Genomic DNA, 20,769 nt, shown 5'->3' with positions numbered 1-20,769 from the left:
CCCCAGGGCTACGGCTACCCGACGCAGCCGGCCCAGCCCCAGTACCCGCAGCAGGGCTACCAGCAGCAGTACCAGCAGGGCTACCAGCAGCCGCCGACGATGCCGATGCAGCCGCAGCCCGGCGGCTCCGGTTCCGGGGGCGGCGGCAAGAAGTTCAGCGGCCAGATGGCGATCATCGTCGCGGCGGTCGTCGCGATCGCGCTGATCGTCGGCGGCGGCGTCTGGTACGCCTCGTCCAAGGACGACGACTCCAAGAACACCGCCCAGGGCGCGGACGGCAAGGGCGGCGCCACCCCGCCCGGCCAGGGCCCGGCCAAGGAGAAGGCCCCGTCCGACCCCTCGGCGAAGGTGCTCATGCAGCTCCCGCAGCCCGAGATCCCCAAGGACCAGATCTGGACCGCCACGGGTTCGGTGCTGACCGACGACGTCTACGCCAAGGCCGGGGTCAACGAGCTGAACGGCTACGACCCCGAGACCGGCAAGGAGAAGTGGTCGGTCCCGCTGCCCGGCATGACGTGCGCGATGTCGCGCGAGGTCACCGAGGACGGCATCGCTGCGGTCGTCACCGAGGAGGCGAAGCGGGGCAAGAAGGGCGACTACGAGCCCTGCTCCAAGGTCTCCGCGATCGACCTGAAGTCCGGCAAGAAGCTCTGGACCGAGGGCGTCGAGACCAACGGCGTGCAGGCCACGTTCAAGGAAGTCACCATCTCCGGCACCACCATCGCCGCCGGTGCGGGCACCTCCAGCGGCGGCGCCGCCTGGGACGTGACCGGCAAGCAGCTGTGGAAGCCGAAGGTCGGCAAGTGCCAGGACGACGGCTACGCGGGCGGCGACCAGCTCGTGGCCGTGCGCAAGTGCGGCAGCTTCGGCGACTACAAGCTGAAGGTCCAGCTCATCGACCCCAAGACCGGCAACGAGAAGTGGACGTACCCGGTCGCCGAGGGCGTCGACAACGTCAAGATCATTTCGACGAACCCGGTCGTCTTCGGCCAGGACACCAGCGAGATCACCGCGAGCGGTGCCACCGACGTCTTCGCCATCGGCAGCAACGGCAAGCTCCGCTCCAAGATCGCCCTTGAGGACGGCAAGTACGACCACGACTGCGGCGTCAACATGATCAACGACTGCCACGCCATCGCGGTCGGCAACGACCGGCTCTACGTGCCGACCCGTCAGCACGACGGCAGCGGCGAGAGCTACAACCGGACCAACGAGATCGTCTCCTTCTCGCTGGCCACCGGCAAGCCGACCAGCGACCGCGCCGTCGCCGGTGACAACGGCGAGATCTTCCCCATCCGCATGGACGGCCCGAACGTCCTCGCGTACAAGGCCCACGGCTACCAGCAGGGCGCCCAGGTCGTCTCGCTCGACGGCAAGACGATGAAGGAGACCAAGCTCCTGGTCACCCCCTCCTCGGAGGCGGTCACCGACGCGATCAGCGGCATGGTCCCGAAGTCCAACGAGCTCCTCTACGCCGACGGCCACCTGTTCCTCGGCAAGAAGCTCCTGAGCAAGCCCCTGGACAAGGACGACAAGGAGTACGTGGCGCTCGGCTTCGCCGCGGAGTAGATACCCGGTCCGTACCCGCCGACGGCCGCTCCCCCCCCGCACCACGGGGGAGCGGCCGTCGGCGTTCCCGTACCACCTCGCGCCCCCGATCGCCCCTGCATGGCAGGGATTCAGGCATTCCGGGCCGCTTCTGGCGGGTAGGGGGCGCGCAACGTCGAACAAGCGTGTAGCTTCCGGGGAACGAAGGGCCGGGGGGCCCACGATCCACGGGAAGCAGCAGATCAACACGGCTCGGGGATCAGGGCATCAGTGGGGGAAATGGGGGGTTGTCATGGGTGTGCGGCTCATGGTGGTCGACGATCACCGACTGCTCGCCGAGGCACTCGCCTCGGCGCTGAAGCTGCGCGGGCACCGGGTGCTCGCCGCGGCGGCGCCCGCCGCGGGAGCGGCCGACCTGGTGATCAGCCGTGCTCCGGAGGTCTGCCTCCTCGGCACGGCGACACCCGCTGAACCGGGCATGTTCGACCCGGTGGTGCGGATCAAGCGGGAGCGTCCGCAGGTGGCGGTCGTGGTGCTCGGTCCGGTGCCGAGCCCCCGCGGCATCGCGGCGGCGTTCGCCTCGGGGGCCTCCGGATACGTACGGCACGACGAGCGCATCGAAGGAGTGGAGCGCGCCATCATGAAGGCGCGCGCCGGAGAGGCCGCCGTCGCGCCCCAGTTGCTCCAGGGCGCCTTCAGTGAACTGCTCAACCCGGTGGCGCAGCCCGACGACGAGGGGCAGCGGCTCCTTCAGATGCTGACGCCCCGCGAGGTGGAGGTGCTGGTCAGGGTCGCGGACGGCGAGGACACCCGGCTCATCGCGGCCGGGATGGGGATAGCGCCGAGCACGGCGCGCACGCATGTGCAGCGGGTCCTGATGAAGCTCGGCGTCGGTTCACGCCTGGAGGCCGCCGCGCTCGCCGCGCGCACCGGTCTCCTCGACCGCGCCGAGCGCCCGGCGTCGTCGTACGCGGACCGGGGCGCGGCCAACGGCGCGGACCTGCCGACGGGGCCCGAGTCACCGCGGTGAACCCGGGCCCCGCCAGGCGCGAGCGGCCCTGCGTCGGCCGTGCCCACGCCGTGTGATCAGTCGCCCGCGGGCTCCTCGGCCGGGGGCGCGACGGTCGGGCGCAGCCATAGCCAGCCCAGGAAGAACAGGCCGAGGGCGAGCATCCCGAGGCCGGTCCAGAGGTTGATGTTGATGTCCTCGGCCTTCTTCAGGTCGGCGTCGGACGCGGTGATCCCGGCGATCGTCACGATGACGCCGTAGACGACGAACAGGCCGCCGATGATGCGCCGGATGTCGAAGAGACGGGCGGCTGTCGCGGATTTGCGCTCCAGCTCGGAGACTTCGTTGTGCAGGTCGGACATGGTCTTCGGACCTCCGATCGGGGCTAGAAGGAGTACGGCACGTAGCAGGCGGCGGCGAGCACGATGGCGCCCCAGCCGAGCAGGGCCGGCTTGCGGTACCAGGCGTCGTCGCCCTCTTCCACGCCCTCGTCCTCAAGGCCGGGCGAGGCGGTGCCGTAGACCAGACCGGCGAGTTCGGCCTCCGGCTTGGGCGCGGTGAAGAGCGTGACGACGACCATGACGACGGCACCGGCGACGAAGCCGACGATCGCCGAGACGAAGTTGGCGCCCTGGTCGCTGGGGATGTCGATGACGCCCTGCTTGTAGATCCAGAAGTAGTTGACCATCGCGGCGCCGGTGCCCGCGACCAGGCCCCACACACCGGACTTCATCGAGGCGCGCTTCCAGAACATGCCGATGATGAAGACGACGAACATCGGGACGTTGAAGAAGGAGAACAGCGTCTGGAGGTAGCCCATGATGTTCGAGAACGAGGAGGCGATGAAGGCGGTGCCGATCGAGGCCAGCACGCCGATCGCGGTGATGAGCCGGCCGAACCTCAGGTAGTAGCCGTCCTCCCTGTCCTTGATCACGTACTTCGCCCAGATGTCGTAGGTGAAGACGGTGTTGAAGGAGGAGACGTTGGCCGCCATGCCCGCCATGAACGCCGCGAGCAGACCGGTGACCGCGATGCCGAGGACGCCGTTGGGCAGCAGCTCCTGCATCAGATAGGGGATCGCGTCGTTGTAGGTGAGGTCGGAGCCCGCGGTGCCGATCTTCGGCACCAGGACCGCGGCGACCAGGCCCGGGATCATCACCAGGAAGACGATGAAGATCTTCGGGAAGGCGGCGATCAGCGGGGTGCGCTGGGCGGCGCTGAGGTTCTTCGCGGAGAGCGCGCGCTGCACCTCGGCGAAGTTGGTCGTCCAGTAGCCGAAGGAGAGCACGAAGCCCAGGCCGAGGATGATCGTCAGCCAGTTGGCGCCGAGCGGGTTGGCGTCACCGATGCCCGTGCCGCCCCAGGCGGTCATGAAGTTCTCGCCGTGCTGCTTCTCGATCGAGCCCGTCAGACCGTCCCAGCCGCCGACCTTCTTCAGGCCGATGACGCAGATCGGGATGAGCGCGGCGAGGATCACGAAGAACTGGAGCACCTCGTTGTAGATCGCCGAGGAGAGGCCGCCGATCGTGATGTACGCGAGGACGAAGACGCCCGCGACGACGATCGCCACCCACTGCGGCCAGCCGAGCAGTGCCTCGACGACGATCGAGAGGGCGTAGAGGTTCACGCCCGCGATCAGGATCGCCGCGAAGGCGAAGAGGGCCGAGCTGAGCAGGTGCGCGGACTTGTCGAAGCGCTGGAGCAGGAACTCCGGCACCGAGCGGACCTTGCTGCGGTAGTAGAACGGCATCATGACCAGGCCGAGGAAGACCATGGCCGGGATGGCGCCGATCCAGTACCAGTGGACGACCGCGACGCCGTATTGCGCTCCGGTGGCGGCCATGCCGAGGATCTCGGTGGCGCCCAGGTTCGCGGCGACGAAGGCGAGGCCGGTGACCCACGCGGGCAGTGAGCGGCCCGAGAGGAAGAAGTCGAGGCTGGTTCTCACGGAGCGCCGGGCGGCGAAGCCGATGCCGAGGACCACGGCGAAGTAGATCGCCAGGATCGCGTAGTCGAGGCCGTTGGTGGGCAGCCGAAGCCCCTCGGCCAGGGTTTGAGTGGGGGACTGCATGCGTGAACTCGCTTCGTTGCGCGAACGGATCAGACCGGAACCTACGCCCCTCGCTTCAATAACTGAACAGTTCTGTTGGTGTTCTTTGTTTGATTGTGATCGAGCTCTCCGGATCGCTTCTTGATCAACTGGGGATCGGGGCGATCGCGCCGGGAAACGCCTGACGAGATCTCGGCCATTGACGGCACTGTTGCCTTGTGGTTTGTTATGTTCGGTTCTGTTGGGTAGGTGGTGAGGAGCCCCTGACGTGAAGAAGACCTCGACCCGTCTCGCCGACGGTCGTGAGCTCATCTACTACGACCAGCGCGACGACGCGGTCCGCGAGGCCGTCGACGGGCGCCCGCTCGGGCCCGTCTCGACGACGTCGGAGATCCGCGAGGACCGTCTCCTCGGCGACGCGGTGGCCATCGCCTCCCACCGCCAGGGCCGCACCTACCACCCGCCGGCCGACGAGTGCCCCCTCTGCCCCTCCTCGGGGGACCGGCTCAGCGAGATCCCGGACTCCTCGTACGACGTGGTCGTCTTCGAGAACCGCTTCCCCTCGCTCGCGGGCGACGCGGGCCGCTGCGAGGTGGTCTGCTTCACCTCCGACCACGACGCCTCCTTCGCCGACCTCACCCCCGAGCAGGCCGGACTCGTCCTCGACGCCTGGACCGACCGCACCGCCGAGCTCTCCCACCTGCCCTCCGTCACCCAGGTCTTCTGCTTCGAGAACCGCGGCGCCGAGATCGGCGTGACCCTCGGCCACCCGCACGGCCAGATCTACGCCTATCCGTTCGTCACACCCCGCACCGGTCTGATGCTCCGCTCACTGGCGGCGCACAAGGCGGAGACCGGCGGCCGCAACCTCTTCGACGACGTCCTCGCCGAGGAGCGCGCGGGCGAACGGGTGGTCCTTGAGGGTGAGCACTGGGTCGCCTTCGTGCCGTACGCCGCGCACTGGCCCTACGAGGTGCACCTCTACCCCAAGCGCCGGGTGCCCGACCTGCTCGCGCTCGACGAGGCCGCGCGCACAGAGTTCCCACAGATCTATCTGGAACTCCTGAGGCGCTTCGACCGGATCTTCGACGAGCCGGGGGTGCCGGGGGAGACCGGCGCTCGGCCGGGGGAGTCCCGTACGCCCTACATCGCGGCCTGGCACCAGGCGCCCTTCGGCCCGCTCCAGGGACATGACGGGGTGAATCGTGACGACTTCGCCCTCCACCTCGAACTTTTCACGATTCGCCGCACTTCGGGCAAGCTGAAGTTTCTCGCGGGTTCCGAATCCGGTATGAGCGTGTTCATCAACGACGTGCCGCCGGAAGCCGCGGCCGAGCGACTGCGAGAGGTAGCGAGTTCATGAGCGGTAAGTACCTGGTCACCGGCGGCGCGGGCTATGTCGGGAGCGTGGTGGCGCAGCACCTGATCGAGGCCGGGCACGACGTGACCGTCCTCGACAACCTCTCCACCGGCTTCCGCGAGGGCGTCCCCTCGGGCGCCGCCTTCATCGAGGGCGACATCCGCGATGCCGCCAAGTGGCTGGACCCCTCGTACGACGCCGTGCTGCACTTCGCCGCGTTCTCGCAGGTCGGCGAGTCCGTCGCCAAGCCCGAGAAGTACTGGGACAACAACGTCGGCGGCACGATGGCGCTGCTCGCCGCGATGCGGGACGCGGAGGTGCGCAGGCTCGTCTTCTCCTCCACGGCCGCGACGTACGGCGAGCCGGTCTCCACCCCCATCACGGAGACCGACCCGACCGCGCCCACCTCCCCCTACGGCGCGTCGAAGCTCGCCGTCGACCACATGATCACCGGTGAGGCCACCGCCCATGGCCTCGCGGCCGTCTCGCTGCGGTACTTCAACGTGGCGGGCGCGTACGGCGAGTACGGCGAGCGGCACGACCCCGAGTCGCACCTCATCCCCCTCGTCCTCCAGGTCGCGCAGGGCAGGCGCGAGGCCATCAGCGTCTTCGGCGACGACTACGCCACCGCCGACGGCACCTGCGTACGCGACTACATCCATGTCGCCGACCTCGCCGAGGCCCATCTCCTCGCCGTCGCCGCGGCCACCCCCGGCGAGCACCTGATCTGCAACCTCGGCAACGGCAACGGCTTCTCCGTGCGCCAGGTCATCGAGACCGTCCGCCAGGTCACCGGGCACCCGGTTCCCGAGGTGGTGGCCCCGCGCCGCGACGGCGACCCGGCGGTCCTGGTCGCCTCCGCCGACGCCGCGCGCGAGAAGCTCGGCTGGAACCCGTCCCGCGCGGACCTCGCGGGCATCGTCGCCGACGCCTGGGCCTTCGCCCAGCGAAAGGGGTAGTTCTCATGGCCACGGCATCCGAAGTCGCCGCCGCTTTCGAGGAGTTGTACGGCCGCGCGCCGGACGGAGTCTGGTCGGCCCCGGGCCGCGTCAACCTCATCGGCGAGTACACGGACTTCAACGAGGGCTTCGTGATGCCGCTGGCCCTCCCGCACACCGCCGTCGCCGCCGTCGCCCGGCGCGACGACGGCGTCCTGCGGCTGCACTCCGCCGACATCGGCGCCCCGCTCGCCGAGCTGCGCGTGGCGGAGCTGACGCCGCTGTCGGACGGGGGCTGGGCCGCCTACCCCGCGGGCGTCGTCTGGGCCCTGCGGGAAGCCGGGCACCCGGTCACGGGAGCGGACCTGCATCTCTCCTCGACGGTGCCGACGGGCGCGGGCCTCTCGTCATCGGCCGCCCTTGAGGTCGTGACGGCCTGCGCCCTGAACGAGTTGTTCGGGCTCGGCCTGACCCGCCCGGAGCTCGCGGTCCTCGCCCAGCGCGCCGAGAACGCCTTCGTCGGCGTCCCCTGCGGCGTCATGGACCAGATGGCGTCGGCGTGCGGCACCGAGGGCCACGCCCTGCACCTGGACTGCCGCGACCTGTCGATACGCCAGGTCCCCTTCGACCTGGCGGCGCGAGGCATGCGGCTCCTGGTCGTCGACACCCGCGTGAAGCACGCCCTGGGTGACGGCGCCTACGCCGAGCGCCGCGCGGGCTGCGAGGAGGGCGCCCGCGTCCTGGGCGTCAGCCACCTGCGCGACGTGGCGTACGAGGACCTGTCGGCCGCCCTGTCGCGCCTCCCGGACGAGAGGGTCCGCCGCTACGTCCGCCACATCGTCTCCGACGACCACCGCGTCGAGCGCGTCATCGGCCTCCTGGACGCGGGCGACGTCCGGGCGATCGGCCCCGTCCTGACCGAGGGCCACGCCTCGCTCCGCGACGACCTGCGCATCTCCTGCCCGGAGCTGGACCTGGTGGTCGACACCGCCACCGCCGCCGGCGCCCTCGGCGCCCGGATGACCGGCGGCGGCTTCGGCGGCTCGGCGATCGTCCTGGTCGAGTCGGAGGACGCGGAGACGGTCACCAAGTCGGTCCTTGAGGCCTTCGTGACGGCGGGCTTCACGGCGCCGAGGATCTTCCCGGCGGTGGCGTCGGCGGGGGCGCGCAGGGAGATCTGAGCCCCGGCGAAAAAACTTTCTCCCGGGCGGTCACACTTCCCGGCCGGGTTCCGTCATGGCAGTGAACGGCTGCCGAGGAGTGCGCGAGAGCCTCCGAGGAGCCCCGCCGAAGGAGCCCCTGATGTCCACCGCCCACCTCATCGTCACCGCCCTCGCCGCCGCGATGGTCGCCTTCTCCGCCGTCTCGGTCTTCCGGCGCGCGAAGTGGGCCGTCGACCCCATGGCCGACTACGGCATCCCGATGTCCTGGCTCCCCTGGCTCGGCACGGCCAAGGCAGCGGGCGCGGCGGGCCTGATCGCGGGCCTGTTCATCCCGTACGTCGGCGCGGCGGCGGCCATCGCCCTGATCCTCTACTTCACGGGCGCGGTCATCGCCGTACTCCGCGCCCGCTGGTACGCCCACATCCCCTTCCCGCTGGTGTACGCGGCACCGGTGATCGCCGCCCTGTGGCTGGCGGCCTGAGCCGAACGCCCGGCGAGGGTCAGCCCGGTGAGCGGGGGGTGAGGCGCTTCGTCAGGGTGAACTCCTTGACGCCCTCGGGGTAGTCGGGGATCACGCACACCAGTTCGTAGCCCTGGGTGCGGTAGAAGCCGGGGGCCTGGAAGTCCCAGGTCTCCACGCGGGAGCTGACGCAGGCACGGTCCTCGGCGGCGATGCGTTCCGCCTCGGCGAGGAGGCGGGCGCCGAGGCCCGCGCCGCGGTGGCGGGCGTCGACCCAGAGGTGGTTCACATGCAGCCAGCGGCCCCAGGTGTGCGCGGCGAGACCGCCCGCAAGGGCGCCCGCGGGGTCGAGCAGCCAGACCGCCAGGGGGAGTTCGTGGTCGTCGGGGGTGCCGCGCAGGGCGCGCAGCTCGGGGGACGACGCCGTGTTCGTCTCGCTGAGGCGGGTGCGCAGCGCCGCGAGCCGTTCCTTGTCGACTCCTGTCTCCATGAGAAACATGCGGCCCACCATAAACGCGTCGGCCTATCAGTTCTGCAAATCACCTTCCCCTCCCGGCGTCCGGCCCTACTCTGAAGAACAGTGCCGGTGGGGGCCGGTACTGATCAGGGGGCGAGACAGTCGGGTACGGCGCCCGGCCTGGGGGAAGCAGTCATCGCGCGGCGGCGGCCGAGCGACCGAGGCGACCCCCGGCCCCGGCGTCGTACCCGTACCGGCCGTTACCCGATGGGATCCCCCGCTCCTCCAGGGAGCGTGGGGAAGGGGGTTTCTGTGGTTCGCATTCGAGTACTGGTCGTCGACGACCACCGCATCTTCGCCGAGTCACTGGCCGCCGCGCTCGCGGCAGAGCCCGACGTCGACGTGTCCGCGGCCGGCAGCGGCCCCGCCGCGCTGCGCTGCCTGGAGCGTGCGGTCACCGAGGGGCGGCGGTACGACGTACTGCTGGTCGACGCCGACCTCGGCGCCACGGCGAGCGCCCTCCAGGGCAGCCGCCCCGCCGTCCCGGTGCAGGACGGCAACGCCGACGGGCTCGTCGACGGCATCTCCCTGGTCGCGGGCGTCCGCTCGGGGCAGCCCGCCGTGCGCACCGTGGTGCTCGCCGAGAAGGACGACCCGCGCCGCGCGGCCCTCGCGCTCCAGGCGGGCGCGTCCGGCTGGGTCGCCAAGGACTGCTCCCTTTCGCGCCTGCTCACGGTCATACGGGGAGTGCTGCGGGACGAGACGCATCTGCCGCCCGCCCTGCTCACCGGCGTCCTGCGGGAGCTGACCGCCGCGCGCAAGCACCGCACCGAGTCCGAGCGGCTCGTCGAGTCGCTGACCCCGCGCGAGCGGGAGGTGCTGCGGTGCATGGTGGCGGGCCTCGGCAGGAAGGCGGTCGCCGAGCGGCTGTTCCTCTCCCCGCACACCGTGCGCACCCACATGCAGAACGTGCTGGGCAAGCTGGGCGTGCACTCCACGCTGGCGGCGGTCGCGCTCGCCAGGCGGGCGGGCGTGGGCCCGGTCGACCTAGCCGGGGATGTTGTCGAACGGGGCGGTCAACTGGCGTAGCAGCCCCGCGAGTTCGCCGCGCTGGGCACGGGAGAGCTCGGCGAGGATCGCCCGTTCCTGCTCAAGGAGGCCCGCCAGGGCCTGGTCGGCGCGGTCCCGCCCCTCCTCGGTGAGCCGTACGAGGACCCCGCGCCGGTCGCTCGGGTCGGGCAGGCGCTCGACGAGGCCCTTCTTCGCCAGGCGGTCGATGCGGTTCGTCATCGTGCCGGACGTGACCAGGGTCTGGGTGAGGAGCTGGCCGGGGGAGAGCTGATAGGGCGCGCCCGCGCGCCGCAGCGACGTCAGCACGTCGAACTCCCACGGCTCCAGGTTGTGCTCCGAGAACGCGAGTCTGCGGGCACGGTCCAGGTGCCGCGCGAGCCTGCTCACGCGGCTGAGCACCTCAAGTGGCTCCACGTCGAGGTCCGGGCGCTCTCGGCGCCACGCCGCGACCAGCCGATCGACCTCGTCCTCCATGACGATCAGTGTAGGGGGTCTGTCGATGTGAAGTCTCTTGACGTCAAGATAGTTAGGGGTCAGGATGGCGGCAGACCCGCCGGTACGCACCCGACGTGCCGGTTCGTCACGTTCCGAGGAGGTCTCGTGTCCGCCACCGCCGCCGCCGACTGGGATCCGGCCCAGTATCTGCGTCACGCCGACCACCGGGCCCGGCCCTTCGCCGACCTGCTGGCCCGCATCCCCGAGCTTCCCGCGACGGCGGCGGGCAGGCCCCCGCGCATCGCCGACCTCGGCTGCGGCCCCGGCAACGTCACCCGGCTGCTCGCCGCGCGCTGGCCCGACGCGCACATCACCGGCTACGACAACTCCCCGCGGATGCTCGCCGAGGCCGCACCGTCCGCCGGGCCCACGGCGGGCGGCGGACGCCTGGACTTCGCCCACGCCGACGCCGCGCGCTGGGTCCCGGCGCCGGGTACGTACGACCTGATCCTCTCCAACGCCGCCCTCCAGTGGGTCCCCGGTCACCCGGACTCCTTCCCCGCCTGGATCGACGCGCTCGCCCCCGGCGGTACGTTCGCCTTCCAGGTGCCCGGCAACTTCGACGCCCCCAGCCACGTACTGATGCGGGAGCTCAGCGAGTCCGCGCGGTGGCGGGAGCGGCTCGGCGGGCGGCTGCGCCACGCCGACGCGGTGCTCTCGCCGGGGGCCTACCTGGAGCGGCTCGCGGGCCCCGGCCGCGAGGCCGACGTGTGGGAGACGACGTACCAGCATCTGCTGCCCGGCCCCGACCCGGTCCTCGACTGGGTCAAGGGCACGGGCCTCCGGCCGGTCCTGACGGCTCTCGCGGACGACGCGGCGGCGACGGAGGCGTTCCTCGCGGAGTACGCGGAACTGCTGCGCGCGGCCTATCCGGCGACCGCGCACGGCACGGTCTTTCCGTTCCGCCGGGTGTTCGCGGTGGTCCGGAAGGGGGGCGGGGCCTGATGCTGACGGCCGTCGACCACGTGCAGCTCGCCGCGCCGCCCGGCAGCGAGGCGCTGCTCCGGGCCTTCTACGGGGATGTGCTCGGCATGACGGAGGAGGCGAAACCGGCGGCTCTGGCGGGGCGCGGCGGCTGCTGGTTCGCCGCGGGCGGCGTCCGGCTGCATCTCGGGGCCGAGGCCGGTTTCCGTCCCGCGCGGAAGGCGCATCCCGGGCTGCGGGTCCGCGGCATCGAGGCGTACGCGGACCGGCTGGCCGCGCACGGCGCGGAGGTCACCTGGGACGACGCCCTGCCGGGCCACCGGCGCTTCTACTCCCACGACCCGGTCGGCAACCGCCTCGAATTCCTGGAGCCGCGGCCGGGCGACTGATGAGGTCAGCTCTTCCTGTGGCCTATCAGGCGGGGCTTCGGTTCCAGGCCGTCCAGGCCGTGCCAGGCCAGATTGACCAGGTGGGCCGCCACCTCCGCCTTCTTCGGCTTGCGGACGTCCAGCCACCACTGGCCCGTCAGGGCGACCATGCCGACGAGGGCCTGGGCGTACAGCGGAGCCAGCTTCTGGTCGAAGCCGCGGCCCTTGAACTCCTGGCCGAGGATGTCCTCGACCTGCGTGGCGATGTCGGAGATCAGGGAGGCGAAGGTGCCCGTCGACTGGGCCACCGGGGAGTCCCTGACCAGGATGCGGAAGCCGTCCGTGTACTTCTCGATGTAGTCGAGGAGCGCGAACGCCGCCTGTTCGAGGAGCTCCCGCGGATGCCCCGCGGTCAGCGCGCTCGTCACCATGTCGAGCAGCTGCCGCATCTCGCGGTCGACCACCACCGCGTACAGGCCCTCCTTGCCGCCGAAGTGCTCGTACACCACCGGCTTGGAGACCCCGGCCTTCGCCGCGATCTCCTCCACCGACGTGCCCTCGAAGCCCTTCGCCGCGAAGAGCGTGCGACCGATGTCCAGCAACTGCTCCCGGCGCTCGGCACCCGTCATCCGGGTCCGCCGGGCGCGCCGGGGCTGCTTCTCTTTACCGGCAGGGTTCGGGTTGCTGGAGTCGGTCGCCACGTCGTCCATCATGCCGCGTCGGCGGAGCGCGTCTCGCGGCGGGACTCGGCCGCCGGGGCCCGGCGGGACTCGATGCGCGACGCGGACGGCCACCGCACGTCGTACGCCCAGCCGAGCTGCTCGCACCAGCGGATGATCCGCGCCGAGGAGTCGACCTGGCCGCGCATCACGCCGTGCCGCGCCGACGTCGGGTCGGCGTGGTGGAGGTTGTGCCAGGACTCCCCGCAGGACAGCACCGCGAGCCACCACACGTTGCCCGAGCGGTCCCGGGACTTGAAGGGGCGCTTGCCGACCGCGTGGCAGATGGAGTTGATCGACCACGTGACGTGGTGCAGCAGCGCGACCCGGACCAGTGAGCCCCAGAAGAAGGCCGTGAAGGCGCCCCACCAGGACATCGTCACCAGGCCGCCCACCAGCGGCGGGATGCTCAGCGAGACGATGGTCCAGAGCAGGAACTGCCGGGAGACCAGACGGATCGCCGGGTCCTTGATCAGGTCCGGCGCGTACTTCTCCTGCGAGGTCTGCTCCTCATCGAACATCCATCCGATGTGAGCCCACCACAACCCCTTCATCAGGGCCGGAACGGTCTCGCCGAAGCGCCACGGAGAGTGCGGGTCGCCCTCCGCGTCCGAGAACTTGTGATGCTTGCGGTGATCGGCCACCCAGCGGACCAGCGGGCCCTCCACCGCCATCGAACCCGCCACGGCGAGCGCGATCCTGAGCGGCCGCTTCGCCTTGAACGAGCCGTGCGTGAAGTAGCGGTGGAAGCCGATCGTGATGCCGTGGCACCCCAGGTAGTACATGAAGACGAGCAGGCCGAGGTCGAGCCAGCTCACCCCCCAGCCCCAGGCCAGCGGCACCGCCGCGAGCAGGGCGAGGAACGGCACGGTGATGAAGAGCAGCAGCGCGAGCTGTTCGAGTGACCGCTTCTGCTCGCCGCCCAGCGTCGCGGAGGGAACGGGGGCGGCAGACGTCGCCGCCCCCGTCCCGGGAGCGGCGTCGATCACATCGGCCTCGGAGGGCGCATCGGAAGTTGTCGGCATGGGCACGTCCCCTGTGGGATCGAGGGTTTCGAAGAGGGAGAGATTCCTACGGTTCCGTAACTTACGGCGACGTAAGTATGGCAGCGCGCAGCCCGGCGGCAAGAGGCCGCGAGCCGCGCGCGCCCGAGTGACACCTATCCTTAGGAACGGTCGGACAGCGCGGTCCGCTCTGTTTATCCCCGGGAACACCGCCCGGGACCCCTCCCAGACGTGCTTCAACACTGCAAGGAGCCGCACCTGTGAGCAGTGCCGACGACCAGGGCCGCCAGGCCACCAGCACAGCCAGCACCGAGCTGCGCGCCGACATCCGCCGCCTCGGCGACCTGCTCGGCGAGACCCTCGTACGCCAGGAGGGCCCCGAGCTCCTCGAACTGGTCGAGAAGGTGCGCAGCCTGACGCGCGAGGACGGCGAGGCCGCCGCCAGGCTCCTCGGCGGCACCGAACTGGAGACCGCGGCCAAGCTGGTCCGCGCCTTCTCCACCTACTTCCATCTGGCGAACGTCACCGAGCAGGTCCACCGCGGCCGCGAGCTGCGCGCCCGGCGGGCCGCCGAGGGCGGACTCCTCGCCCGCACAGCCGACCGCCTCAAGGACGCCGACCCCGAGCACCTGCGCCAGACCGTGGCGCACCTCAACGTCCGCCCCGTCTTCACCGCGCACCCCACCGAGGCCGCCCGCCGCTCGGTGCTCAACAAGCTCCGCCGCGTCGCCGAGCTCCTCGAAACCCCGGTCATCGAGTCCGACCGGCGCCGCCACGACACCCGACTGGCCGAGAACATCGACCTCGTCTGGCAGACCGACGAGCTGCGCGTCGTACGCCCCGAGCCCGCCGACGAGGCCCGCAACGCCATCTACTACCTCGACGAGCTGCACGCCGGAGCCGTCGGCGACGTCCTCGAAGACCTCACCTCCGAGCTGGAGCGCGTCGGCGTCGAGCTGCCCGAGGGCACCCGCCCCCTCACCTTCGGCACCTGGATCGGCGGCGACCGCGACGGCAACCCCAACGTGACGCCCGCCGTCACCTGGGACGTCCTGATCCTCCAGCACGAGCACGGCATCAACGACGCGCTCCTCCTCATCGACGAGCTGCGCGGCTTCCTCTCGAACTCCATCCGCTACACCGGAGCCACCGACGAGCTGAAGGCCTCCCTCCGGAGCGACCTGGAGCGCCTGCCCGAGATCAGCCCGCGCTACAAGCGGCTCAACGCCGAAGAGCCCTACCGCCTCAAGGCCACCTGCATCCGGCAGAAGCTGGAGAACACCAAGCAGCGCCTCGCCAAGGGCACCACGCACGAGCCCGGCCGCGACTATCTGGGCACCGCCCAGCTCCTGGAGGACCTCACCCTCCTCCAGACCTCGCTGCGCGCGCACAAGGGCGGCCTCTTCGCCGAGGGCCGGATGAACCGCACCATCCGCACCCTCGCCGCCTTCGGCCTCCAGCTCGCCACCATGGACGTACGCGAGCACGCCGACGCCCACCACCACGCCCTCGGCCAGCTCTTCGACCGCCTCGGCGAGGAGTCCTGGCGGTACGCGGACATGCCCCGCGACTACCGCCAGAAGCTGCTCGCCAAGGAGCTGCGCTCCCGCCGTCCCCTCGCGCCCTCCCCGGCGCCGCTCGACGCCGAGGGCGAGAAGACCCTCGGCGTCTTCCACACCGTGAAGAAGGCCCTCGCGGTCTTCGGGCCCGAGGTCGTCGAGTCGTACATCATCTCGATGTGCCAGGGCGCCGACGACGTCTTCGCCGCCGCCGTCCTCGCCCGCGAGGCCGGTCTGATCGACCTGCACGCGGGCTGGGCGAAGATCGGCATCGTGCCGCTCCTGGAGACCACCGACGAGCTGCGCGCCGCCGACGTCATCCTCGACGAGATGCTCGCCGACCCCTCCTACCGCAGGCTGGTGGCGCTCCGCGGCGACGTCCAGGAGGTCATGCTCGGCTACTCCGACTCCTCCAAGTTCGGCGGCATCACCACCTCGCAGTGGGAGATCCACCGCGCCCAGCGGCGGCTGCGCGACGTCGCCCACCGGTACGGCGTGCGGCTGCGCCTCTTCCACGGCCGCGGCGGCACCGTCGGCCGCGGCGGCGGCCCCTCGCACGACGCGATCCTCGCCCAGCCCTGGGGCACCCTGGAGGGCGAGATCAAGGTCACCGAGCAGGGCGAGGTCATCTCCGACAAGTACCTCGTGCCGTCCCTCGCCCGCGAGAACCTCGAACTGACCGTCGCGGCCACCCTGCAGGCCTCCGCCCTGCACACCGCCCCGCGCCAGTCCGACGAGGCTCTCGCCCGCTGGGACGCCGCGATGGACGTCGTCTCGGACGCCGCGTACTCCGCGTACCGCAAGCTGGTCGAGGACCCGGACCTGCCGAACTACTTCCTCGCCTCGACCCCGGTCGACCAGCTCGCCGACCTGCACCTGGGTTCCCGGCCCTCCCGCCGCCCCGGTTCGGGCGTCTCGCTCGACGGCCTGCGCGCCATCCCGTGGGTCTTCGGCTGGACCCAGTCCCGGCAGATCGTGCCCGGCTGGTTCGGCGTCGGCTCGGGCCTGAAGGCGCTGCGCGAGGCGGGCCTGGACACGGTCCTCGACGAGATGCACGAGCACTGGCACTTCTTCCGCAACTTCATCTCCAACGTCGAGATGACGCTCGCGAAGACGGACCTGCGGATCGCCAGGCACTACGTGGACACGCTCGTGCCGGACGAGCTCAAGCATGTCTTCTCCACGATCGAGGCGGAGCACGAGCTGACCGTTCAGGAGATTCTGCGGGTTACGGGCGGGGAGCGGCTGCTCGACTCCAACCCGGCGCTTCAGCAGACGTTCGCGATCCGCGACGCCTACCTCGACCCGATCTCCTACCTCCAGGTCGCGCTGCTCAAGCGGCAGCGGGACGCTGGCGCTGAGCCTGATCCCCTGTTGGCGCGGGCGCTGCTGCTCACCGTCAACGGGGTTGCCGCGGGGCTGCGCAACACCGGGTGACTTTTCCTGCCGCGTGTCAGGGCCCCGCATCGCTTCTGTGCTGCGGGGCCCTTCCCTTTGCTCTTCGGGTGCGCCTGCGTCGTGGCTTGCCGCGCAGTTCCCCGCGCCCCTTGCGGGGCGTGAGGGGCACTCTCAGGAGTTGTACGTGCTCTGCGCCCGCTCAAGGCCGTCGGAGAGCAGCGCCTCGACCGCGTCGGCGGCCCGGTCCACGAAGTAGTCCAGCTCCTTGCGCTCCGTCGAGGAGAAGTCCTTCAGGACGAAGTCCGCGACCTGCATGCGGCCCGGCGGACGCCCGATGCCGAACCGCACCCGGTGGTAGTCCGGGCCCATGGCCTTGGTCATCGACTTCAGGCCGTTGTGGCCGTTGTCGCCGCCGCCCAGCTTCAGGCGCAGCGCGCCGTAGTCGATGTCCAGCTCGTCGTGGATCGCGACAATGTGCTCGGTCGGGACCTTGTAGAAGTCGCGCAGCGACGTCACCGGACCTCCGGAGACGTTCATGTACGACATCGGCTTCACCAGGATCACGCGACGGCTCGCGGGACCCGGCGGCCCGATCCGGCCCTCGACCACCTGGGCCTGCGCCTTCGCGGCCCGCTTGAACTTGCCGCCGATGCGCTGCGCGAGCAGATCGGCCACCATGAAGCCCACGTTGTGCCGGTTCATCGCGTACTCCGGCCCCGGATTGCCCAGACCCGCGATCAGCCACGGCGCACTGGCATCGGTCGTCACCTGCATGTCTCCTTCATACGCGGCAGCCGCCGCCCCCCGAGGGAGCGGCGGCTGCCGTGCCGGATGTACCGCGCGAGACTCAGGCCTCGGCGGACGCGTCGCCCTCGGCGTCCTCGGCCGGGGCCTCCTCGGCCTGCGCGGCCAGGACCTGGAGGACGACGGCGTCCTCGTCGGTGGCCAGCGTGACACCGGACGGCAGCGGGATGTCCTTGGCGAGGACGGACGCGCCGGCGTCCAGGCCCGCGACCGAGACGGTGACCTCGGTGGGGATGTGAGTGGCCTCGGCCTCGACCGAGAGGGTGTTCAGGACGTGCTCGAGCAGGTTGCCGCCGGGGGCCAGCTCGCCCTCGGTCTGGACCGGGACCTCGACCGTGACCTTCTCGCCGCGGTTCACGATGAGCAGGTCGACGTGCTTCAGGATGCCCTGACGGAGGGCGTCACGCTGGACGGCCTTCGGGATGGCGAGCTGGGTCTTGCCCTCGACGTCCAGGGAGATCAGGACGTTCGGCGTACGCAGCGCCATGAGCAGCTCGTGGCCCGGCAGCGCCAGGTGGACCGGGTCGGCACCGTGGCCGTAGAGAACGCCGGGGACCTTGTCCTCGCGGCGGATGCGGCGGGCGGCGCCCTTGCCGAACTCGGAACGGGTCTCGGCGGAGATCTTGACCTCAGGCATGTGCACTCCTCGTACAACAGGTGTCGGATGGGGTTACCCGGCCATACGACTGGCCTGCTACGAAGAGCGCGTCGATAACGGACCGCCACACCAAAAGGTGCGGCCTCCCTCGCCGAGCAACTTCAGAAGTCTACTCGGCCGGGAGGCCACACCCAAAAGGATCTTCAACGGGCCCGGGGCCCGGTGGTTCCTACTGCTCCTCGAAGAGGCTCGTCACCGAGCCGTCCTCGAAGACCTCACGCACCGCGTTGGCGATGGTCGGCGCGATCGAGAGGACCGTGATCTTGTCCAGCTCCAGCTCGCCGGGGGTCGGCAGCGTGTCCGTGAACACGAACTCGCTCACCTTGGAGTTCTTCAGACGGTCCGCGGCCGGACCGGAGAGCACACCGTGCGTGGCCGTCACGATGACGTCCTCCGCGCCGTGCGCGAACAGCGCGTCGGCGGCGGCGCAGATCGTGCCACCCGTGTCGATCATGTCGTCCACCAGGACGCAGACGCGGCCCTTCACCTCACCGACCACCTCGTGCACGGTGACCTGGTTGGCGACGTCCTTGTCACGGCGCTTGTGCACGATCGCCAGCGGAGCGCCAAGACGGTCGCACCAGCGGTCGGCGACCCGGACGCGGCCCGCGTCCGGCGACACGACGGTCAGCTTCGTGCGGTCGACCTTGGCGCCCACGTAGTCCGCCAGGATCGGCAGCGCGAAGAGGTGGTCCACCGGGCCGTCGAAGAAGCCCTGGATCTGGTCGGTGTGCAGATCGACGGTGAGGATGCGGTCGGCGCCCGCCGTCTTCATCAGGTCGGCGATCAGCCGGGCCGAGATCGGCTCACGGCCGCGGTGCTTCTTGTCCTGGCGCGCGTAGCCGTAGAACGGCACGATGACGGTGATGGAGCGGGCCGACGCGCGCTTCAGCGCGTCGATCATGATGAGCTGCTCCATGATCCACTTGTTGATCGGAGCGGTGTGGCTCTGGATCAAGAAGCAGTCCGCGCCGCGCGCCGACTCCTGGTAACGGACGTAGATCTCACCGTTGGCGAAATCGAAGGCCTTCGTCGGCACGATGCCGACACCCAGCTTGTGTGCGACCTCCTCGGCCAACTCGGGGTGGGCGCGGCCGGAGAAGAGCATCAACTTCTTCTCGCCGGTCGTCTTGATCCCGGTCACAGCACTGTCTCCTCAGAGAGTTCTTCCCGCTGCCGTACCCACGCGTCCCGGTGCGTCGAGTCGGCCGATTATGTGCACCTATCACGGTACGCCGTGTCAGACGCACCCGTTTCCGGTCAGCTTGCGCCGTCCGTCTTCCGGGACGCCGCCTCCGCCGCCTTCGCGGCCGCGCTCCCCGGACGCTTGCGGGCCACCCAGCCCTCGATATTCCTTTGCTGGCCCCGCGCCACGGCCAGCGAACCGGCCGGCACGTCCTTCGTGATCACGGACCCCGCGGCGGTGTAGGCACCGTCCCCGACCGTGACAGGAGCCACAAACATGTTGTCCGAACCGGTGCGGACGTGCGACCCCACCGTGGTGTGGTGCTTCGCCTGGCCGTCGTAGTTCACGAAGACGCTCGCGGCGCCGATGTTGGACTGCTCGCCGATGGTCGCGTCCCCCACGTACGACAGGTGGGGCACCTTCGATCCTTCGCCGATCGAGGCGTTCTTCATCTCGACGAACGTGCCCGCCTTCGACTTCACGCCGAGCCGGGTGCCGGGCCGCAGATAGGCGAACGGGCCCACCAGTGCCCGCTCGCCGATCTCGGCGTCGGTCGCCACGCTGTTGTCGACGCGGGCGCCGCGGCCCACCTTCGTGTCCTTCAGCCGCGTGTTCGGTCCGACTTCGGCGCCCTTGCCCAGGCTCGTCGAGCCCTGGAGCTGGGTGCCGGGGTGCACGACCGCGTCCCGCTCGAAGGTGACCGTGGCGTCCACCCACGTCGACGCGGGGTCGACGACCGTGACACCGGCCAGCATGGCCTCGGTCAGGAGGCGGTCGTTCAAGGTCCTGCGGGCCTCGGCCAGTTGCACGCGGTTGTTGATGCCCGCGATCTCCTCGTGGTCGTCGGCCACGGCGGCGCCCACCCGGTGACCGGCCTCCCGCAGGATGCCGAGCACGTCGGTGAGGTACTCCTCGCCCTGGCTGTTGTCCGTGCGCACCTTGCCGAGCGCGTCCGCGAGGAGCTGGCCGTCGAAGGCGAAGACCCCGGAGTTGATCTCACGGATCGCGCGCTGCGACTCGGAGGCGTCCTTGTGCTCGACGATCGCGGTGACCGCGCCGTTCGTGCTGTCGCGCACGATGCGGCCGTAGCCCGTGGCGTCCGGCACCTCGGCCGTGAGGACCGTCACGGCGTTGCCGTCGCCGCTGTGCGTCTCGGCCAGCTTGCGCAGCGTCGCGCCGGTCAGCAGCGGGGTGTCGCCGCAGACCACGACGACCGTGCCGTCGACGGAGCCGCCGAGCTCCTCAAGGCCGATGCGGACGGCGTGTCCGGTGCCGTTCTGCTCCGCCTGGTAGGCGGTACGGACCTGCGGGGCGACGGCGGAGAGGTGCTCGCGGACCTGCTCGCTCTGGAATCCGACCACGGTGACGAGCTGCTCGGGGGAGAGGGCGTAGGCCGCTTCCAGGACGTGGCCGATGAGGGAGCGGCCACAGAGCTCGTGCAGGACCTTGGGGAGGTCCGACTTCATACGGGTTCCCTCACCCGCTGCGAGGACGACGACGGCGGCCGGGCGAGTTGCGCTCACGGAGGATGCCCTTCGGCTTCGGATGGGTTGGGGTTCCTCTGGGGGGAGGACATCCGCAGGATACCGGGGCGTAGT

Annotated in this window: 20 protein-coding genes; 10 read left to right on the top strand and 10 right to left on the bottom strand. The window is 70.5% G+C overall.

The annotated features are described in order from the left end of the window. Both AB8Z36_RS05750 and AB8Z36_RS05745 read left to right on the top strand, forming a co-directional pair. Positions 1-1,569 (top strand): outer membrane protein assembly factor BamB family protein (locus tag AB8Z36_RS05750; RefSeq protein WP_369212076.1); only part of this gene is annotated, 1,569 nt, incomplete at its 5' end. Between the two features lie 271 nt (positions 1,570-1,840). Beyond that, a complete protein-coding gene (locus AB8Z36_RS05745) occupies positions 1,841-2,578 on the top strand; it encodes a helix-turn-helix transcriptional regulator (RefSeq protein ID WP_369212075.1) in 738 nt (245 codons plus the stop codon). A gap of 56 nt (positions 2,579-2,634) precedes the next feature. Here AB8Z36_RS05745 and AB8Z36_RS05740 read toward each other — a convergent pair whose 3' ends face one another. Together AB8Z36_RS05740 and AB8Z36_RS05735 are read right to left on the bottom strand one after the other, a co-directional pair. Beyond that, positions 2,635-2,919, bottom strand: coding sequence for a hypothetical protein (locus AB8Z36_RS05740; RefSeq protein ID WP_369212074.1), 285 nt, complete (start codon positions 2,917-2,919; stop codon positions 2,635-2,637). 23 nt (positions 2,920-2,942) lie between these two features. Further along, on the bottom strand, positions 2,943-4,628 hold the full coding sequence (locus AB8Z36_RS05735; protein ID WP_369212073.1) for a sodium:solute symporter family protein: 1,686 nt from the start codon (positions 4,626-4,628) through the stop codon (positions 2,943-2,945). Between the two features lie 247 nt (positions 4,629-4,875). On the opposite strand from AB8Z36_RS05735, the gene galT reads away from it, so the two are divergent. The 4 genes from galT to AB8Z36_RS05715 all read left to right on the top strand — a co-directional run bounded on the left by galT (position 4,876) and on the right by AB8Z36_RS05715 (position 8,549). Next, positions 4,876-5,970, top strand: coding sequence for a galactose-1-phosphate uridylyltransferase (gene galT / locus AB8Z36_RS05730; RefSeq protein WP_369212072.1), 1,095 nt, complete (start codon positions 4,876-4,878; stop codon positions 5,968-5,970). Next, entirely contained in the window at positions 5,967-6,926 is a 960-nt protein-coding gene (galE, locus tag AB8Z36_RS05725; RefSeq protein ID WP_369212071.1) for a UDP-glucose 4-epimerase GalE, read from the top strand. Before galT ends, galE begins: the two co-directional genes overlap by 4 nt. 5 nt (positions 6,927-6,931) lie before the next feature. Further along, positions 6,932-8,086, top strand: coding sequence for a galactokinase (galK, locus tag AB8Z36_RS05720; RefSeq protein ID WP_369212070.1), 1,155 nt, complete (start codon positions 6,932-6,934; stop codon positions 8,084-8,086). Positions 8,087-8,207: 121 nt separating this feature from the next. Then, a complete protein-coding gene (locus AB8Z36_RS05715; RefSeq protein ID WP_369212069.1) occupies positions 8,208-8,549 on the top strand; it encodes a DoxX family protein in 342 nt (113 codons plus the stop codon). A gap of 19 nt (positions 8,550-8,568) precedes the next feature. On the opposite strand, the gene AB8Z36_RS05710 is transcribed toward AB8Z36_RS05715, so the two are convergent. Then, positions 8,569-9,039 carry a GNAT family N-acetyltransferase gene (locus AB8Z36_RS05710; RefSeq protein WP_369212068.1) on the bottom strand — a complete coding sequence of 157 codons (471 nt, stop codon included), beginning with the start codon at positions 9,037-9,039 and terminating at the stop codon, positions 8,569-8,571. A 258-nt stretch (positions 9,040-9,297) separates the two neighbouring features. Between AB8Z36_RS05710 and AB8Z36_RS05705 the strand changes: the two genes are divergently transcribed. Beyond that, a complete protein-coding gene (locus tag AB8Z36_RS05705) occupies positions 9,298-10,074 on the top strand; it encodes a LuxR C-terminal-related transcriptional regulator (RefSeq protein ID WP_369212067.1) in 777 nt (258 codons plus the stop codon). On the opposite strand, the gene tamR is transcribed toward AB8Z36_RS05705, so the two are convergent. After that, complete coding sequence (gene tamR, locus AB8Z36_RS05700; protein ID WP_355807425.1) at positions 10,033-10,530, bottom strand: MarR family transcriptional regulator TamR; 498 nt, start codon at positions 10,528-10,530, stop codon at positions 10,033-10,035. The genes AB8Z36_RS05705 and tamR overlap by 42 nt on opposite strands. A gap of 126 nt (positions 10,531-10,656) precedes the next feature. Between tamR and AB8Z36_RS05695 the strand changes: the two genes are divergently transcribed. Beyond that, complete coding sequence (locus AB8Z36_RS05695) at positions 10,657-11,496, top strand: trans-aconitate 2-methyltransferase (protein WP_369212066.1); 840 nt, start codon at positions 10,657-10,659, stop codon at positions 11,494-11,496. Continuing rightward, positions 11,496-11,864, top strand: a complete 369-nt coding sequence (locus AB8Z36_RS05690) for a VOC family protein (protein WP_369212065.1) — start codon at positions 11,496-11,498, stop codon at positions 11,862-11,864. Before AB8Z36_RS05695 ends, AB8Z36_RS05690 begins: the two co-directional genes overlap by 1 nt. Positions 11,865-11,869: 5 nt before the next feature. Here AB8Z36_RS05690 and AB8Z36_RS05685 read toward each other — a convergent pair whose 3' ends face one another. Together AB8Z36_RS05685 and AB8Z36_RS05680 are read right to left on the bottom strand one after the other, a co-directional pair. Next, positions 11,870-12,556 carry a TetR/AcrR family transcriptional regulator gene (locus tag AB8Z36_RS05685; protein ID WP_369212064.1) on the bottom strand — a complete coding sequence of 229 codons (687 nt, stop codon included), beginning with the start codon at positions 12,554-12,556 and terminating at the stop codon, positions 11,870-11,872. Next, positions 12,553-13,587, bottom strand: coding sequence for an acyl-CoA desaturase (locus AB8Z36_RS05680; RefSeq protein WP_369212063.1), 1,035 nt, complete (start codon positions 13,585-13,587; stop codon positions 12,553-12,555). Before AB8Z36_RS05680 ends, AB8Z36_RS05685 begins: the two co-directional genes overlap by 4 nt. Positions 13,588-13,826: 239 nt before the next feature. On the opposite strand from AB8Z36_RS05680, the gene ppc reads away from it, so the two are divergent. Then, positions 13,827-16,562: a phosphoenolpyruvate carboxylase gene (gene ppc / locus AB8Z36_RS05675; protein WP_369212062.1), complete on the top strand. Its 2,736-nt coding sequence runs from the start codon at positions 13,827-13,829 to the stop codon at positions 16,560-16,562. 132 nt (positions 16,563-16,694) lie between these two features. Here ppc and pth read toward each other — a convergent pair whose 3' ends face one another. The 4 genes from pth to glmU all read right to left on the bottom strand — a co-directional run bounded on the left by pth (position 16,695) and on the right by glmU (position 20,694). After that, positions 16,695-17,297: an aminoacyl-tRNA hydrolase gene (gene pth, locus AB8Z36_RS05670; RefSeq protein WP_369212061.1), complete on the bottom strand. Its 603-nt coding sequence runs from the start codon at positions 17,295-17,297 to the stop codon at positions 16,695-16,697. A 73-nt stretch (positions 17,298-17,370) separates the two neighbouring features. Then, positions 17,371-17,964 (bottom strand): 50S ribosomal protein L25/general stress protein Ctc, encoded by a 594-nt coding sequence (locus AB8Z36_RS05665; RefSeq protein ID WP_369212060.1) that lies wholly within the window; start codon positions 17,962-17,964, stop codon positions 17,371-17,373. A 190-nt stretch (positions 17,965-18,154) separates the two neighbouring features. Continuing rightward, positions 18,155-19,129, bottom strand: coding sequence for a ribose-phosphate diphosphokinase (locus AB8Z36_RS05660; RefSeq protein ID WP_361177305.1), 975 nt, complete (start codon positions 19,127-19,129; stop codon positions 18,155-18,157). Between the two features lie 116 nt (positions 19,130-19,245). Beyond that, positions 19,246-20,694, bottom strand: a complete 1,449-nt coding sequence (gene glmU, locus AB8Z36_RS05655; protein ID WP_369212059.1) for a bifunctional UDP-N-acetylglucosamine diphosphorylase/glucosamine-1-phosphate N-acetyltransferase GlmU — start codon at positions 20,692-20,694, stop codon at positions 19,246-19,248. Positions 20,695-20,769 lie beyond the last annotated feature (75 nt).

Origin of the sequence: Streptomyces flavofungini (assembly GCF_041028215.1) — a bacterium.
GTDB classification, from domain to species: domain Bacteria; phylum Actinomycetota; class Actinomycetes; order Streptomycetales; family Streptomycetaceae; genus Streptomyces; species Streptomyces flavofungini_B.
This window is presented reverse-complemented; position numbering and strand designations above follow the sequence as displayed.

Excerpts from the sequence above, each read along its gene's own strand:
- pth (WP_369212061.1), bottom strand. The coding sequence starts at position 17,297 with ATGCAGGTGACGACCGATGCCAGTGCGCCGTGGCTGATCGCGGGTCTG.
- AB8Z36_RS05685 (WP_369212064.1), bottom strand. The coding sequence starts at position 12,556 with ATGATGGACGACGTGGCGACCGACTCCAGCAACCCGAACCCTGCCGGT.
- AB8Z36_RS05665 (WP_369212060.1), bottom strand. The coding sequence starts at position 17,964 with ATGCCTGAGGTCAAGATCTCCGCCGAGACCCGTTCCGAGTTCGGCAAG.
- galK (WP_369212070.1), top strand. The coding sequence starts at position 6,932 with ATGGCCACGGCATCCGAAGTCGCCGCCGCTTTCGAGGAGTTGTACGGC.
- galE (WP_369212071.1), top strand. The coding sequence starts at position 5,967 with ATGAGCGGTAAGTACCTGGTCACCGGCGGCGCGGGCTATGTCGGGAGC.
- AB8Z36_RS05745 (WP_369212075.1), top strand. The coding sequence starts at position 1,841 with ATGGGTGTGCGGCTCATGGTGGTCGACGATCACCGACTGCTCGCCGAG.
- AB8Z36_RS05710 (WP_369212068.1), bottom strand. The coding sequence starts at position 9,039 with ATGGTGGGCCGCATGTTTCTCATGGAGACAGGAGTCGACAAGGAACGG.
- AB8Z36_RS05680 (WP_369212063.1), bottom strand. The coding sequence starts at position 13,587 with ATGCCGACAACTTCCGATGCGCCCTCCGAGGCCGATGTGATCGACGCC.
- tamR (WP_355807425.1), bottom strand. The coding sequence starts at position 10,530 with ATGGAGGACGAGGTCGATCGGCTGGTCGCGGCGTGGCGCCGAGAGCGC.
- AB8Z36_RS05690 (WP_369212065.1), top strand. The coding sequence starts at position 11,496 with ATGCTGACGGCCGTCGACCACGTGCAGCTCGCCGCGCCGCCCGGCAGC.
- AB8Z36_RS05735 (WP_369212073.1), bottom strand. The coding sequence starts at position 4,628 with ATGCAGTCCCCCACTCAAACCCTGGCCGAGGGGCTTCGGCTGCCCACC.
- AB8Z36_RS05715 (WP_369212069.1), top strand. The coding sequence starts at position 8,208 with ATGTCCACCGCCCACCTCATCGTCACCGCCCTCGCCGCCGCGATGGTC.
- AB8Z36_RS05740 (WP_369212074.1), bottom strand. The coding sequence starts at position 2,919 with ATGTCCGACCTGCACAACGAAGTCTCCGAGCTGGAGCGCAAATCCGCG.